The organism is Sphaerisporangium sp. NPDC005288 (assembly GCF_040607475.1).
Taxonomy (GTDB): domain Bacteria; phylum Actinomycetota; class Actinomycetes; order Streptosporangiales; family Streptosporangiaceae; genus Sphaerisporangium; species Sphaerisporangium rhizosphaerae.
This window is the reverse complement of the sequence record NZ_JBEXGT010000057.1, coordinates 35,157-48,826: the sequence shown is the minus strand read 5'-3', so window position 1 is coordinate 48,826 and position 13,670 is coordinate 35,157. Positions and strand designations below refer to the sequence as shown.

At 71.5% G+C, this 13,670-nt stretch carries 11 protein-coding genes; 8 read left to right on the top strand and 3 right to left on the bottom strand.

Annotated features, from left to right (window positions below):
* Positions 1 to 436 (bottom strand): PHB depolymerase family esterase (locus ABZU32_RS36305; RefSeq protein ID WP_354930068.1); only part of this gene is annotated, 436 nt, incomplete at its 3' end.
* A gap of 1,073 nt (positions 437 to 1,509) precedes the next feature.
* Between ABZU32_RS36305 and ABZU32_RS36300 the strand changes: the two genes are divergently transcribed.
* Complete coding sequence (locus ABZU32_RS36300; protein ID WP_354930065.1) at positions 1,510 to 2,796, top strand: cellulose binding domain-containing protein; 1,287 nt, start codon at positions 1,510 to 1,512, stop codon at positions 2,794 to 2,796.
* 60 nt (positions 2,797 to 2,856) lie between these two features.
* Here the strand turns inward: ABZU32_RS36300 and ABZU32_RS36295 are convergent, their stop codons facing one another.
* A complete protein-coding gene (locus tag ABZU32_RS36295) occupies positions 2,857 to 3,843 on the bottom strand; it encodes a zinc-dependent alcohol dehydrogenase family protein (protein ID WP_354930062.1) in 987 nt (328 codons plus the stop codon).
* Positions 3,844 to 4,381: 538 nt separating this feature from the next.
* On the opposite strand from ABZU32_RS36295, the gene ABZU32_RS36290 reads away from it, so the two are divergent.
* From ABZU32_RS36290 to ABZU32_RS36275, 4 genes are all read left to right on the top strand, one after another.
* Positions 4,382 to 6,073 carry a cellulose binding domain-containing protein gene (locus ABZU32_RS36290; RefSeq protein WP_354930059.1) on the top strand — a complete coding sequence of 564 codons (1,692 nt, stop codon included), beginning with the start codon at positions 4,382 to 4,384 and terminating at the stop codon, positions 6,071 to 6,073.
* Positions 6,074 to 6,551: 478 nt separating this feature from the next.
* Positions 6,552 to 8,942 (top strand): excinuclease ABC subunit UvrA, encoded by a 2,391-nt coding sequence (locus ABZU32_RS36285; protein ID WP_354930056.1) that lies wholly within the window; start codon positions 6,552 to 6,554, stop codon positions 8,940 to 8,942.
* Between the two features lie 118 nt (positions 8,943 to 9,060).
* Positions 9,061 to 9,528, top strand: coding sequence for a helix-turn-helix transcriptional regulator (locus ABZU32_RS36280; protein WP_354930053.1), 468 nt, complete (start codon positions 9,061 to 9,063; stop codon positions 9,526 to 9,528).
* 5 nt (positions 9,529 to 9,533) lie between these two features.
* The gene (locus tag ABZU32_RS36275) at positions 9,534 to 9,944 is read left to right on the top strand and encodes a VOC family protein (protein ID WP_354930050.1); all 411 of its coding nucleotides are present in this window, start codon (positions 9,534 to 9,536) and stop codon (positions 9,942 to 9,944) included.
* A 95-nt stretch (positions 9,945 to 10,039) separates the two neighbouring features.
* Here ABZU32_RS36275 and ABZU32_RS36270 read toward each other — a convergent pair whose 3' ends face one another.
* The gene (locus ABZU32_RS36270; RefSeq protein WP_354930047.1) at positions 10,040 to 11,230 is read right to left on the bottom strand and encodes an NAD(P)/FAD-dependent oxidoreductase; all 1,191 of its coding nucleotides are present in this window, start codon (positions 11,228 to 11,230) and stop codon (positions 10,040 to 10,042) included.
* Positions 11,231 to 11,283: 53 nt separating this feature from the next.
* Between ABZU32_RS36270 and ABZU32_RS36265 the strand changes: the two genes are divergently transcribed.
* The 3 genes from ABZU32_RS36265 to ABZU32_RS36255 all read left to right on the top strand — a co-directional run bounded on the left by ABZU32_RS36265 (position 11,284) and on the right by ABZU32_RS36255 (position 13,630).
* Positions 11,284 to 11,976: a TetR/AcrR family transcriptional regulator gene (locus tag ABZU32_RS36265; RefSeq protein WP_354930044.1), complete on the top strand. Its 693-nt coding sequence runs from the start codon at positions 11,284 to 11,286 to the stop codon at positions 11,974 to 11,976.
* Positions 11,977 to 12,080: 104 nt separating this feature from the next.
* Positions 12,081 to 12,488, top strand: a complete 408-nt coding sequence (locus ABZU32_RS36260) for a YciI family protein (RefSeq protein WP_354930041.1) — start codon at positions 12,081 to 12,083, stop codon at positions 12,486 to 12,488.
* A complete protein-coding gene (locus tag ABZU32_RS36255; RefSeq protein WP_354930038.1) occupies positions 12,485 to 13,630 on the top strand; it encodes a DUF6596 domain-containing protein in 1,146 nt (381 codons plus the stop codon). Before ABZU32_RS36260 ends, ABZU32_RS36255 begins: the two co-directional genes overlap by 4 nt.
* Positions 13,631 to 13,670 lie beyond the last annotated feature (40 nt).

Below are 13,670 nucleotides of genomic sequence, written 5' to 3'. Positions count from 1 at the left end.
CCGCGATGCGGCCGGGGTCGATGTTGTAGCGCTGGCGGGCGTAGGCGACCATCGACATGATGCCGGTGGAGTCGCTGCCGCCGTTGCGCTTGAGCCCGGCGGCGGTGGAGACGTCGAAGCACTTCTCGCTACGAGTGGCCTCGGGCAGGACCATGATGTAGCCGTAGCGGTCGGCGGCGGTGACGAAGTCGTGCCCGTTGCCGTTGAAGATCGCACTCGCCGAGCCGCCGCAATAGTGCACCAGCACCAGCAGCGCCGGCCGTGCGGCGACGTTGTTGGGCACGTACATGTACATGTTGAGGTTGGTGGGGTTGGTCCCGAATCCGGTGACCTGGGTGAGGGAGGCGGCCGCGGCGGGCCGGATCCCCAGAAGCACGCTCGCGACCACCAAAGGGAGGGCGGCGGCCGCGAGGATGGCGGTGAGCCTTCGTTTCACGGCATGTCCTTTCGTCATCGAAACAGGCGCCGGAACGGCGTCGGCCTGTGAAACCCTTGCTCACGCCCGGGTGCTCGGGACAGGCGCCGGCGATGGGCATGCCCTCGGTCGACGGCTCGGCGCGGAGCACGCGGTAGCGGACCGCTCAAGGGCCGGCCCTCGCCCGGCGGACCGAGGGGTTGCGGGTAAGACGCGGGTCCAGCGCCGGTCGGCGGGGCGTCGCAGGTCTGGAGCCGGACGCCGCTGGTGGTGGCGCGGTTCGGCACGTCCAGGCGAAACCGCTCGCGCCCACCTCGTGGATCGCACCGGTGGACGAGGCGTTGAGGCCGAGGTGGTGTCGATCCGTGTCGGTCGGGGTCGGTCCGTGGCTCGCGACACCCTCGATCACCGGGCGTGTCTGGACGGAGCTGCATTGTTAGCGTTCACATCAGTGGCCGAGTGCGTCTCCTTCTCCGGCGGGTGGTCGGAGGTGGTGGTGTGGGGTGGAGCAAATCCGAGACAGGGACGCGCCGTCAAGCGGTGCTCAGGCGCAGCAGGCCGAAGCGTCGAAGGGGCCGGCGTGGCCCATCTGGTGCTATCGGCGTTCCCGTACCGGACCGGCTCCTCGATTGTGCTGAAACTTTCAGTCACCTTCATGGCCGGCGTCCCGCGCCGGCGCACCGCAAGCCGGGCGGAGCCATCGCAGGATCCAGGTGACCAGGGACCGAGGGGCACGGCATGGAGGACACATCCGCGTCCGGATGGGGTCCTGAAACTTTCCTGTGGATATTGACACGTTTCGGCCGTGTTTCCACACTGAGTCCCCAAGAGGTTTCCTGCCGGTGGTGGTGCGGGAGCCGCTGATCGCGACGCCCGCGTGGTGGTGTGCGTTCCGATGCCGGGACGGAGAGGCGACCGGTGCGGTGGGAACCGCCGCACCTTCAGGCCACTCCGCGACGGCGATCACGTGCAGCTCCCTATGAGGGGCTCACTCGAGGAGAAGGAACACCACAGTGCGACGACGTTCCAGCGAGACTCCGGCGCCCGGTGCCGCCACGAGATCACGTTCAGGGCCCGGCTCACAGGGCGGGTTGGTGAGGCGGGCGATGGCCGCGGCGGTCGTCATCCTCGGCCTGCTCACGGTGACCGTCGTGACCCGGCCGGCATCGGCCGCCGACAATCCCTATCAGCGGGGTCCCGACCCGACCTTGGCCAGTGTGGCCGCCAGCAGGGGCAGCTTCGCCACCGCGCAGGTCAGCGTGCCGTCGGGCAACGGCTTCGGCAGCGGGGTGATCTACTATCCGACCGACACCAGCCAGGGGACCTTCGGCGGGGTCGCGATCGTGCCCGGCTACTCCGCCCTGTTCGCCAACGAAGAAGCCTGGATGGGCCCCTGGCTCGCGTCCTTCGGCTTCGTCGTCATCGGAATCGAGACCAACAGCCGCACCGACGGCGCCGACGCCCGGGCCGCCCAGCTGCTCGCCGCGCTGGACTATCTCACTCAGCGCAGTTCGGTGCGCGACCGGGTCGACTCCAGCCGGTTGTCGGTGGTCGGCCACTCCGCCGGCGGCGCCGGTGTCCTCCTCGCGGCGGTCCAGCGGCCCTCGCTGAAGGCCGCGGTCGGGCTCGCGCCCGGCTCCCCCACGGGGAACCTGAGTCTGGCCAATGACCGGGTGCCGATGATGTTCATCTCCGGGCAGAGGGACACGACGGTCACGCAGTCCTACCTCAACGGGCTGTACACCACTCTGCCGGCCTCGACTCCGAGCGCCTGGGTGGAGATAACCGGCGTGGACCACCTGTTCGCCACCAGGGCGAACGCGACAGAGATGCGGACGCTGATCCCGTGGCTGAAGATCTTCGTCGACAACGACACCCGCTACACCCAGTTCCTGTGCCCGTTGATGGACTCCAGCAACATCTCGATGTACCGCAACAAGTGCCCGTACGTGCCGCCGGGCGGCACCTCGCCATCGCCCTCCCCCTCGCCGTCCCCGTCCGCCACCCCGTCACCCACACCCACGCCCACGCCTTCCCCGTCGCCGACTCCCACCCCCTCGCCCAGCCCGTCGCCCTCCCCTTCCGCGGGCGGCTGCACCGCGAGCTACCGCACCACCAACTCCTGGCCGGGCGGCTACCAGGGCGAGGTCACGGTGACCGCGGGCGGCTCGGCGATCAGCGGGTGGACCGTCAGATGGACCCTGGGCAGCGGACAGACGGTCAGCCAGGTGTGGAACGGCACGCTGTCCACCAGCGGCTCCGCGGTGACGGTGACCAACGCCTCCTACAACGGATCGGTCCCGGCGTCCGGCTCGACCACCTTCGGCTTCCTCGGCGGCGGCACGCCGTCGACCCCCTCCCTCACCTGCACCGGCCGCTAGTGACACCCGGTCGGCCCGCTTAGTCATCACACGCGGGGCGGCGGCGACCGCCGCGCCGGTTCAGCCGGTGAGGTCAACGACGATCTTGCCGGCGGCCTCGCCGGCCTCCACCAGCTTGTGCGCCTCGGCGACGGTGCCGAGGGTGAACCGGCGGGGGTCGACCAGCGGGGTGAGGGCTCCGGCGTCGGCCAGGGCCGCCGCCTCGCGCAAGATGTCCCCGTGGTGGTCGCGCCCTCGGCCGGTCAGCATCGGCAGCAGGGTGAAGACGCCGGAGTAGGTGGCGCCGCGGAACGACAGCGGCGCGAGGCTGTGCGACCCCCAGCCCAGGGCGCTGACCACGTGGCCGGTGTAGGTGCGGACCGCGGCGAAGGACGCGTCCAGCACCTGCCCGCCCACGGTGTCGAAGACGACGTCGAAGCCCTCGCCGCCGGTGTGCTCGGCGACGTAGTCCTCCACGGCGGTGGCCTCGTAGTCGATCGGGACGGCGCCGAGGCGGCCGATCGCCGCGAGGCTCCCGGCCGACCCGGTGGCGAACACCTCGGCGCCGCGGGCACGGGCAAGCTGGACGGCCACGTGCCCGACGCCGCCGGCCCCGCCGTGCACCAGCACCTTGTGGCCGGCGCGGACGCCCGCCCGGTCCACCAGGCCCTCCCAGGCGGTGATGGTCGCCAGCGGCAGCGCCGCCGCCTGACGCATGCTCAGGGCCGCGGGCTTGCGGGCCAGCAGCCGCGCGTCGACGGCCGCGTACTCGGCGAGCGAGCCCTGCAGGTCGCCGACCCCGCCGGTGAGCCCGAAGACCTCCTGGCCGGGGGCGAAACCGGTGACCTGCGGGCCGACCCGCTCGACCACCCCGGCCAGATCCATGCCGAGGACGGCGGGCGGCCGGGTGCGGGCGTGGGCGGCCCGGCCGGCGCGGATCTTGGTGTCCAGCGGGTTGACGCCGCTGGCCTCGACGCGCACCAGGACCTGGCCGGGTCCGGGGTCGGGGGTCGCGATCTCCGTCAGGGTCAGCGGGCCGCCGAACTCTTCCAGCACCACAGCGCGCATGGCAATCGCCTTCCACTCGTATCCGTACAACTCGCTGATCAGCACGCTCCGTGCGGGACGGCCCCGCCGTCGTGTCGCTCACAGAGCACATCCTGGGAAATCGGACAAATATCCCTGTTTTATTCCGCTGGGTCTCCGCCGACCTCCGGCCTCCCACCAGGCACGACGGCCCCTCGTCGCCGAAGAGCCGCCCGCGCCCCCGTCCGCACGGGCATCGCCGCCGGCGCCGCCCGGGCCGGACCACTCGCAGAGGCCTGCGTCGTGGGCCGAGCTCCGGCGGCATGCCGGGCAAGGGTCACCGGAGAACCGGCATCCGGGTTCGCGGTTTCCGCAACTTTCATCGGGCTTCCGCAGGCCACACCTGCTCAGAGGACCATCGGAACCCTCGCGCCTGAAATATTTCTAAGCAATATTGACACGTTTCATCGAGATTTTCAGACTGATCAGCGACTGGACACGCGCACGGCGTACAGCCCCGTGCCGCAGATCATCGATCGGCGGTCGTCGTTTCCCTCACCTAACCGGAAGGAGAGGCCTCGTGGTCATCAACTCGGGCCGCTCTAGGATCCGCTCCGTGGTCGTCACGCTCGCGGCGGTGACGCTCGCGGCCATGTGGGCGGCGTTCACGGTGGTAGACGCCCAGGCCGCACCCGCGCGCGCCACGGCCGCCCTTTGGGCGGCGGCCGGTGTCGAGGACGAGGGCGCCGACTGCCCGGTGCCCGCCCTGCCGGACGCGGGGTCGTTGCCGACCACTCCCCGGCTCCCCGACCCGTTCAAGAAGCTCGACGGCACCCGCATCACCAGCAAGGCCGACTGGCGCTGCCGCCGCGAGGAGATCAAGAAACTCGCCGAGAAGTTCGTCTACGGCGAGAAGCCCGGCAGACCCTCCACCGTCACCGGCACCGTCTCCAGCACCAACATCACCGTCAACGTCTCGCACAACGGCCGGACCTCCAGCTTCTCCGCGGGCGTCCAACTGCCCTCAGGCACCGGCCCCTTCCCCGCCGTGGTCGTCCTGGGCGGCTTCGGCGCCGACACCGCCGCCATCCGCTCCGCCGGCGCCGCCGTCATCACCTACGACCCCTACGCCGTCGGCAAGGAAGGCACTCCCCGCAACAACAAACAAGGCGCGTTCTACACCATCTACGGCTCCAACAGCCCCACCGGCCTGCTCGCCGCCTGGGGCTGGGGCGTCAGCCGCATCATCGACGTCATCGAACGATCCGGCGGCGCCATCCTCAAAGCCGACGCCGTCGGCGTCACCGGCTGCTCCCGCTTCGGCAAAGGCGCCTTCGTCGTCGGCGTGCTCGACCAGCGCATCGCGTTGACCATGCCCATCGAGTCGGGCAGCGCCGGCGTCCCCATCTTCCGCGGCATCCCCGGCGAAGGCGCCCAGAGCCTGTCCAGCGCCTACGGCGAGCAACCCTGGCTCGGCGACGCCTTCGGCACCTTCACCGGCAGCCCCACCCGCCTGCCCGTCGACACCCACGAGATGGTCGCCATGATCGCCCCCCGCGGCCTGTTCATCATGGACAACCCCCACATCGCCAACCTCGGCCCCAAGTCCGCCGGCGTCGCCGCGCTCGCCGGCGCCGAGGTCTACAAAGCCCTCGGCGCCGGCGCCAACATCACCTACTGGTCCGACATCCAGGACGGCACCCATTGCGCCAACCGCCCTGAATGGCGCACCCCGCTCACCCAGAACATCCAGAAGTTCCTCACCAGAACCGGCAACGCCGCCGGCGCCATCCGCATCTCCTCCAAGGCCCAGGGCAATCTCGCCGAATGGCGCGACTGGACCACTCCCACCCTCACCGACGACGGCCCCACCCCCACCCCCACGCCGACCGTGACGCCCACGCCGACGCCGACCCCGACCGTCACCCCCACTCCGACGCCGACCCCCACCCCGACTCCCACCCCGACTCCGGCGCCCGGTGGATGCGCGGCCACGATCCAGACGGTGAACTCCTGGTCCGGCGGCTTCCAGTCGACCGTCACCGTCACCGCCGGCACCAGCGCGATCAACGGCTGGACGGTCACCTGGACCTGGCCCGGATCGCAGACCATCACCCAGTTGTGGAGCGGCGTCCGGTCCGGCTCGGGGGCCAACGTCACCGTTGGCAACGAATCGTGGAACGGCAAGCTCAACGGCAACGCCGCGACCACCTTCGGATTCACCGCCGGCGGCAGCGCGGCCACACCCGCACTGAGCTGCAGCGCCTCGTGATCCACTGAGGACACGACGGCGCACGCGCCGGACGACGGCGGCATCCTCGGCACAACGAGGGTGCCGCCCTCGTCGTGTCCGCCGCGGCGACGGTCCGCGGGTGCCTGCGTAGATCACCCCAGAAGTGCGTCCAGGGCGGCCACCCCGACCGGTCACCACCGGTCAGGAATCGAGAAGCGCCGGTCAGCGGGCCGGAGCTAGCCTCAGGGCCATGGAACTCACCGTTCGTCCGAGTGCTGCCGCGGCGTCCCGGCATCACCCGGACCTCATGGCGCCACACTCCCGGCTTCGCGGTCCGCGACGTCGTCGGCCGAGCGCATCACCGCCCACTCCGCGGATCAGGTAGACAGAGGGGCGTCGCCGCGCCCCCGCGCCGGCGACGCACGACCTACAGGTACCGCTCGAAGCCGGTCGGACCGCGCCGGGCGACGCCCGGCGGGGACCGCGCAGGCGGCCCGCCCGACAAGATGGAGAAACGATGAGCATGGCCACCGGGCCGGACACGCACTCGCCTGCGCCGCACGTCGCCGACAGCCACGATCTGATCCGCGTGCACGGCGCGCGCGAGAACAACCTCAAGGACGTCAGCATCGAGATCCCCAAGCGCCGGCTGACGGTGTTCACCGGGGTCTCCGGCTCGGGCAAGAGCTCGCTGGTGTTCAGCACGATCGCCGCGGAGTCGCAGCGGATGATCAACGAGACCTACAGCGCCTTCGTGCAGGGGTTCATGCCCACGCTGGCCCGGCCGGAGGTCGACGTCCTGGACGGGCTGACCACCGCGATCATCGTCGACCAGGAGCGGATGGGCGCCGACCCCCGCAGCACGGTGGGCACCGCCACCGACGCCAACGCGATGCTGCGCATCCTGTTCAGCCGGCTCGGCAAGCCGCACATCGGCTCGCCCAACGCCTTCTCCTTCAACGTCCCCTCCGTCCGGGGCAGCGGTGCGATCACGGTCGAGCGCGGCGCCGACACCAAGGCCGTGAAGCGGACCTTCACCCGTCTCGGCGGCATGTGCCCGCGCTGTGAGGGCCGGGGCTCGGTCAACGACATCGACCTGACCCAGCTCTACGACGACACCAAGTCGCTGAACGAGGGCGCGCTCACGATCCCCGGTTACAGCATGGACGGCTGGTACGGGCGGATCTTCGGCGGCTGCGGCTTCTTCGACCCCGACAAGCCGATCAGGAAGTTCACGAAGAAGGAGCTCGCCGACCTGCTCCACAAGGAGCCGACCAAGATCAAGGTCGACGGCATCAACCTCACCTACGAGGGCCTGATCCCCAAGATCCAGAAGTCGATGCTGTCCAAGGACGTCGACTCGCTGCAGCCGCACATCCGCGCCTTCGTGGAGCGGGCGGTCACCTTCACCACCTGTCCCGAGTGCGAGGGCACCCGGCTCAGCGCGGAGGCCCGCTCGTCCAAGATCAACGGGATCAACATCGCCGACGCCTGCGCGATGCAGATCAGCGACCTGGCCGAGTGGGTGAAGGGCCTGGACGAACCCTCCGTCGCGCCGCTGCTCGAGGCGCTGCGGCACAGCCTCGACTCCTTCGTTGAGATCGGGCTGGGCTACCTCAGCCTCGACCGCCCGTCGGGCACGCTGTCGGGCGGCGAGGCGCAGCGCACCAAGATGATCCGCCATCTCGGCTCCTCGCTCACCGACGTCACCTACGTCTTCGACGAGCCGACGATCGGGCTGCACCCCCACGACATCCGGCGGATGAACGACCTGCTGCTGCGGCTGCGCGACAAGGGCAACACCGTGCTGGTCGTGGAGCACAAGCCCGAGGCGATCGCGATCGCCGACCATGTCGTCGACCTCGGCCCGCGCGCCGGCGCCGAGGGCGGCCAGGTGGTGTTCGAAGGCACCGTCGAGGGGCTGCGGGGCAGCGGCACGCTCACCGGGCGGCACCTGGACGACCGCGCCCGCCTCAAGCCGTCGGTGCGCACGCCGTCGGGGGTGCTGGAAGTGCGCGGCGCGGCCACCCACAACCTGCGCGACGTCGACGTCGACATCCCGCTCGGCGTGCTGGCCGTCGTCACCGGAGTGGCGGGCTCGGGCAAGAGTTCGCTGATCCACGGCTCGGTGTCCGGCCGGGACGGGGTGGTGTCGGTCGACCAGGCGGCGATCAGAGGCTCGCGGCGGAGCAACCCGGCCACCTACACCGGGCTGCTCGATCCGATCCGCAAGGCCTTCGCCAAGGCCAACGGCGTGAAGCCCGCGCTGTTCAGCGCCAACTCCGAGGGCGCCTGCCCCACGTGCAACGGCGCCGGGGTGGTCTACACCGACCTGGCGATGATGGCCGGCGTCGCCACCACCTGCGAGGAGTGCGAGGGCAAGCGGTTCCAGGCCGAGGTGCTGGAGTACAGGTTCGGCGGTCGCGACATCAGCGAGGTGCTGGCGATGCCGGTGACCGAGGCCGAGCAGTTCTTCGGCGCGGGCGAGGCGCGCACGCCGGCCGCGCACGCCATCCTCAGGCGGCTGGCCGACGTCGGGCTCGGCTACCTCAGCCTGGGCCAGCCGCTCACCACGCTGTCCGGCGGCGAGCGGCAGCGGCTCAAGCTGGCCACCCACATGGGCGACAAGGGCGGGGTCTACGTCCTGGACGAGCCGACCACCGGCCTCCACCTCGCCGACGTCGAGCACCTGCTCGCCCTGCTCGACCGCATCGTCGACTCCGGCAGGTCGGTCATCGTCATCGAGCACCACCAGGCGGTCATGGCGCACGCCGACTGGATCATCGACCTCGGCCCTGGCGCCGGCCACGACGGCGGCCGCGTCGTCTTCGAGGGCACGCCCGCCGACCTGGTCGCCGCCCGGTCCACCCTCACCGGCGAGCACCTGGCGGCCTACGTCGGCACCTGACCGGAACGTCAACGGCACCGCGAGGGAAGGGGTCCGCCCGATGTGTTTCCGGCGTTTTCCGGTCGACCGGCGCAGCCTGGAGTGGACGAGCCGGTGGTCGGCTCGGGAGGATGAGGACGTGCACCACAACAGTTCGGCCCCCGAGGAACTCCTGCTCAGGCAGCGCCGGCGCGACCTCGCCCTGCTGCGCCGCGTCCGCGACCGCATCGACCGGGAGTACGCCCGGCCGCTGGACGTCGAGGCGCTCGCCCGCGGCGTGAACATGTCGGCCGGGCACCTCAGCCGCCAGTTCCGGCTCGCCTACGGCGAGTCGCCGTACTCCTACCTGATGACGCGGCGCATCGAGCGGGCGATGGCGCTGCTGCGCCGCGGTGATCTCAGCGTCACCGAGGTCTGCTTCGAGGTCGGCTGCTCCTCCCTCGGCACTTTCAGCACCCGCTTCACCGAACTGGTCGGGGTGCCGCCCAGCACCTACCGGCGCCAGGCGGCGAGCGCGACGGCGGGGATGCCCTCCTGCGTGGCCAAACAGGTGACCCGGCCGATCAGGATCCGAGAAGCGCCGGTCGGCGAGCCGCAGCTAGCCTGAACTGCATGGACCTCACCATTCATTCGAGCTTCCTGCCGCACGACGACCCGGAAGCCGCCCTTGCCTTCTATCGCGACACCCTCGGCTTCGAGGTCCGCAACGACGTGGGCTTCAAGGGGCTGCGCTGGATCACGGTCGGTCCCGCCGGCCGGCCCGGCACCTCCATCGTCCTGATGCCGCCGGGCGCCGACCCCGGCGTCACCGACGACGAGTGCCGCACCATCACCGAGATGATGGCCAAGGGCACCTACGCCGGCATCTTGCTGGCCACCCCCGACCTCGACGACACCTTCGACCGGGTGCAGGCCAGCGGCGCCGAGGTCGTCCAGGAGCCGACCGAGCAGCCCTACGGCGTCCGCGACTGCGCCTTCCGCGACCCCGCGGGCAACCTGGTCCGCATCCAGGAGCTGCGCTGATCCGCCGTCGACCGCCTGCGCGGGCCGCTGACCGGCGCGGCCGTCGGCGGGCTCGGCCGTCGTGGCGGTCACCGTGCCGCCGCCGCCGCTGACGGTCAGGACGACTGGACTTCGTCGAACAGGGCGATGGCCTGGGCGGGGTCCGGGCTCACGAGGCGGTCGAGGCCGGCCAGCGTGATCTTCGCCCACCTGCCGGCCCGCGCCCACATCTGCTCCTCGAAGGCGCGGACGGCCTCGTCCAGATCACCCGGGGCGGCGGCGAGGGACTCGGCGAGTTCGGCGCCTTCCAGCATCGCGAGGTTGGCGCCCACTCCCAGCGGGGGCATCAGGTGGGCGGCGTCGCCCAGCAGCGTCACCCCGGGAACGTGGGCCCAGGTGTGGTCCACGGGCAGGACGTGGAGGGGACGGTGGACGAAGGCGGCGCCGCGGCGGAGGAGGTCCAGGACGGGGGCGGCCCAGCCGTCGAACAGAGCCAGCAGGCCTGATCGCATGGCCTCGGCGTCGGCCAGGTCCAGGCCCGTGTCCAGGTCCGCGTCCCTGCCCCGGTCCAGGTTCGTGCGCCGGTTCAGGCCGAGATGCCGGTCCGGGTTGGCGTGCCAGTCAAGCGGCGCGCGGAACTGGGCGTACACCTTGACGTGGCCGCCGCTGTTGCGCTGGGCGACCAGGCCGCGGTTCACGCCGTACACGGCCACCGAACCGTCGCCGATCAGGCGGGCGAGGTCGGGGTGGCGGGTGTCGACGTCGTCCAGGGAGGTCTCGACCAGGGTGACGCCGGTGTAGTGCGGCGTCGCGGGCGAGACCGCCGGGCGGACCCGGGACCAGGCGCCGTCCGCGCCGACCACGAGGTCGAACCTCTCCTGCCGCCCGTCGGCGAAATGGACCAGCACGCCGTCCCGGTCCCCCGGCACCACCCGCGTCACGCCCCTCCCCCACTGCACGTCCAGGGAGTCGAGCAGCAGGTCACGCAGTTGCCCGCGGTCGATCTCGGGATTGGCCCGGTCGCCTGGACGGGGCCGCCAGTCGCGCAGGACGGTGCCGTCGGTGTCCAGGATGCGCATGGCCTGTCCCTCGGGACGCGACAGCGCCTGGAACCGCGTCAACAGCCCCGCCTTGTCCAGCGCGAGCTGGCCCATCCCTGCGTGCAGGTCCAGCGTGCCGCCCGGGGGACGGGCGTCGGGCGCCGGATCGCGTTCCAGGACCGTGACGGGGTGATCGTGGCGGTGCAAGACGCGGGCGAAGGTGAGGCCGGCGGGGCCGGCTCCGATCACGGCGATACGATGTCTCATGTCGATACAGTGTATTTGGGTAAGACGATGTATCGCAACAGTACGATGTAGCCATGACTGTGTGGGATCGGCCGGAGCCGCCGTCTCGCCCCGCGCCGCTCGACCGCGAGCGCATCGTCGCCGCCGCCATCGCGCTGGCCGACGAGGGCGGGCTGGAGGCGGTGTCGCTGCGCAAGGTGGCCGCCCGGCTGGACGCCGGCCCGATGCGACTGTACGGATACATCTCCACCAAACAGGAGCTGTTCGACCTCATGGTGGACGAGGTCCACGCCGAGATCCTCCCCGAGGAGGCACCCCGCGACTGGCGGGAGGCGCTGCGCAGCCACGCCCACCGCACCAGGCAGGCCACCCTCCGCCACCAATGGTTCGCCGACCTGCTCGGCGGCCGTCCGGCCCTGGGGCCGAACGCCCTCGCCGTGACCGAGGCCACGCTGGCCGCCCTCGACGGCCTCGCCGACCTCGACACCGTCATGCGCGCCGCGGAGACCGTCAGCGCCTACGTCACCGGCGCGATCAGGCGCGAGATCGCCGACCTGCGGGCCGAACACGCCACGGGCCTGTCCAAGCGCGACTGGCAGCGGGCCTACGGCCCGCATGTGAGCAGGATGCTGGCCACGGGCCGCTTCCCCGTGCTGGCCAAGGCCGTGCACGACGGCACGCACGCGGACGCCGAGACCTCCTTCGCCACCGGACTCGACTGGGTCCTGGACGCCGTGGCCGCCAAACTCTCCCGGCCCTCGGCATGACGCCCGAAATCTCTTCGCGAAGGGATGTCGAGAACCGGCGCGCGGCTCCGTCCCCGGCGTGAACACGGCCACAATGGGCCGACACCACACCAAGGAGAACAACGATGGCCAAGTACCTGCTGCTCAAGCACTACCGCGGCGGGCCGGCGGCGGTCAACGACGTGCCGATGGAGCAGTGGACGCCAGAGGAGATTTCGGCCCACATGCAGTACATGGGTGACTTCGCCGCGCGGCTGGAGCGCACCGGCGAGTTCGTCGACGCCCAGGCGCTCTCCCCGGAGGGCACGTGGGTCCGCTACGACGGCGAGGGGCGGCCGCCGGTCACCGACGGCCCGTTCGCCGAGACCAAGGACCTGATCGCCGGCTGGATGGTGATCGACGTCGAGACCCACGAGCGCGCGGTGGAGCTGGCCGGCGAACTGTCCGCGGCTCCGGGCGCGGGCGGCAGGCCGATCCACGAGTGGCTCGAACTGCGCCCCTTCTACGGCGAGACGCCAACGGTGTCCGAGTGAACGAGCCTCTGCTGCGGGAGCTGGTGCCCGCGGTGATCGGCGTCCTCGTCCGCCGCGGAGCCGACTTCGCGGCGGCCGAGGACGCCGTGCAGGACGCCATGGTCGAGGCCCTGCGCGTGTGGCCGGACGACCCGCCGCGAGACCTCAAGGGCTGGCTGGTCACCGTGGCCTGGCGCAAGTTCCTCGACGCCGCCCGCGCCGACACCTCCCGGCGGCACCGCGAGGTACGCGTCGAGACCGAGCCCGCGCCCGGCCGGGCCGAGGCGGTGGACGACACGCTCAGGCTGTACTTCCTGTGCGCGCACCCCTCCCTGACGCCGGCCTCGGCCGTCGCGCTCACACTGCGCGCGATCGGCGGCCTGACCACGCGTCAGATCGCGCTGGCCTACCTGGTTCCGGAGGCCACCATGGCCCAGCGGATCAGCAGGGCCAAGCGGACCGTCTCGGGCGTCCGGTTTCACCGGCCCGGGGACGTCGCCACCGTGCTCCGCGTGCTCTACCTGGTCTTCAACGAGGGCTACTCCGGCGAGGTGGACCTCGCCGCCGAGGCCATCCGGCTCACCCGCCAGCTTGCGGCCACGACCTGCCACGAGGAGGTGGCGGGCCTGCTCGCGCTCATGCTGCTGCACCATGCCCGGCGCCCGGCGCGGACCGGCCCCGACGGCAGGCTCGTCCCCCTCGCCGAACAGGACCGCGGCCTGTGGGACACCCGCCTGATCGCCGAGGGCGTCGAGGTGCTGCAGACCGCCCTGGCCCGCGACCGCCTGGGCGAGTACCAGGCGCAGGCCGCCATCGCCGCGCTGCACGCCGACGCCCGCACGGCCGAGGAGACCGACTGGGTGCAGATCGTCGAGTGGTACGACGAACTGGTGCGCCTCACCGACAGCCCGGTGGCCCGCCTCAACCGGGCCGTCGCGGTCGGCGAGGCCGACGGCCCGCGGGCCGGCCTTGCCGCCCTGGCCGGGCTCGACCCCACCCTGCCCCGCCACACCGCCGCCGCGGCGTACCTGCACGAGCGCGACGGTGACCCGGTCACCGCGGCGCGGCTCTACGCCCAAGCCGCCCGGTCGGCGCCCAGCCTTCCCGAGCGCGATCACCTTACGCGGCAGGCGGCGCGGCTCAACGCGCGACTGCGCGCCTGACCCGATGCCGCCGGACCACCGTGGAGACGGCCCTCAGGCG

Coding starts and splice junctions, on each gene's coding strand:
- ABZU32_RS36295 (WP_354930062.1), bottom strand. CDS start 3,843: ATGCGCGCTGTGGTGCTGGAAGAGTTCGGCGGCCCGCTGACCCTGACG.
- ABZU32_RS36285 (WP_354930056.1), top strand. CDS start 6,552: ATGAGCATGGCCACCGGGCCGGACACGCACTCGCCTGCGCCGCACGTC.
- ABZU32_RS36275 (WP_354930050.1), top strand. CDS start 9,534: ATGGACCTCACCATTCATTCGAGCTTCCTGCCGCACGACGACCCGGAA.
- ABZU32_RS36270 (WP_354930047.1), bottom strand. CDS start 11,230: ATGAGACATCGTATCGCCGTGATCGGAGCCGGCCCCGCCGGCCTCACC.
- ABZU32_RS36265 (WP_354930044.1), top strand. CDS start 11,284: ATGACTGTGTGGGATCGGCCGGAGCCGCCGTCTCGCCCCGCGCCGCTC.
- ABZU32_RS36260 (WP_354930041.1), top strand. CDS start 12,081: ATGGCCAAGTACCTGCTGCTCAAGCACTACCGCGGCGGGCCGGCGGCG.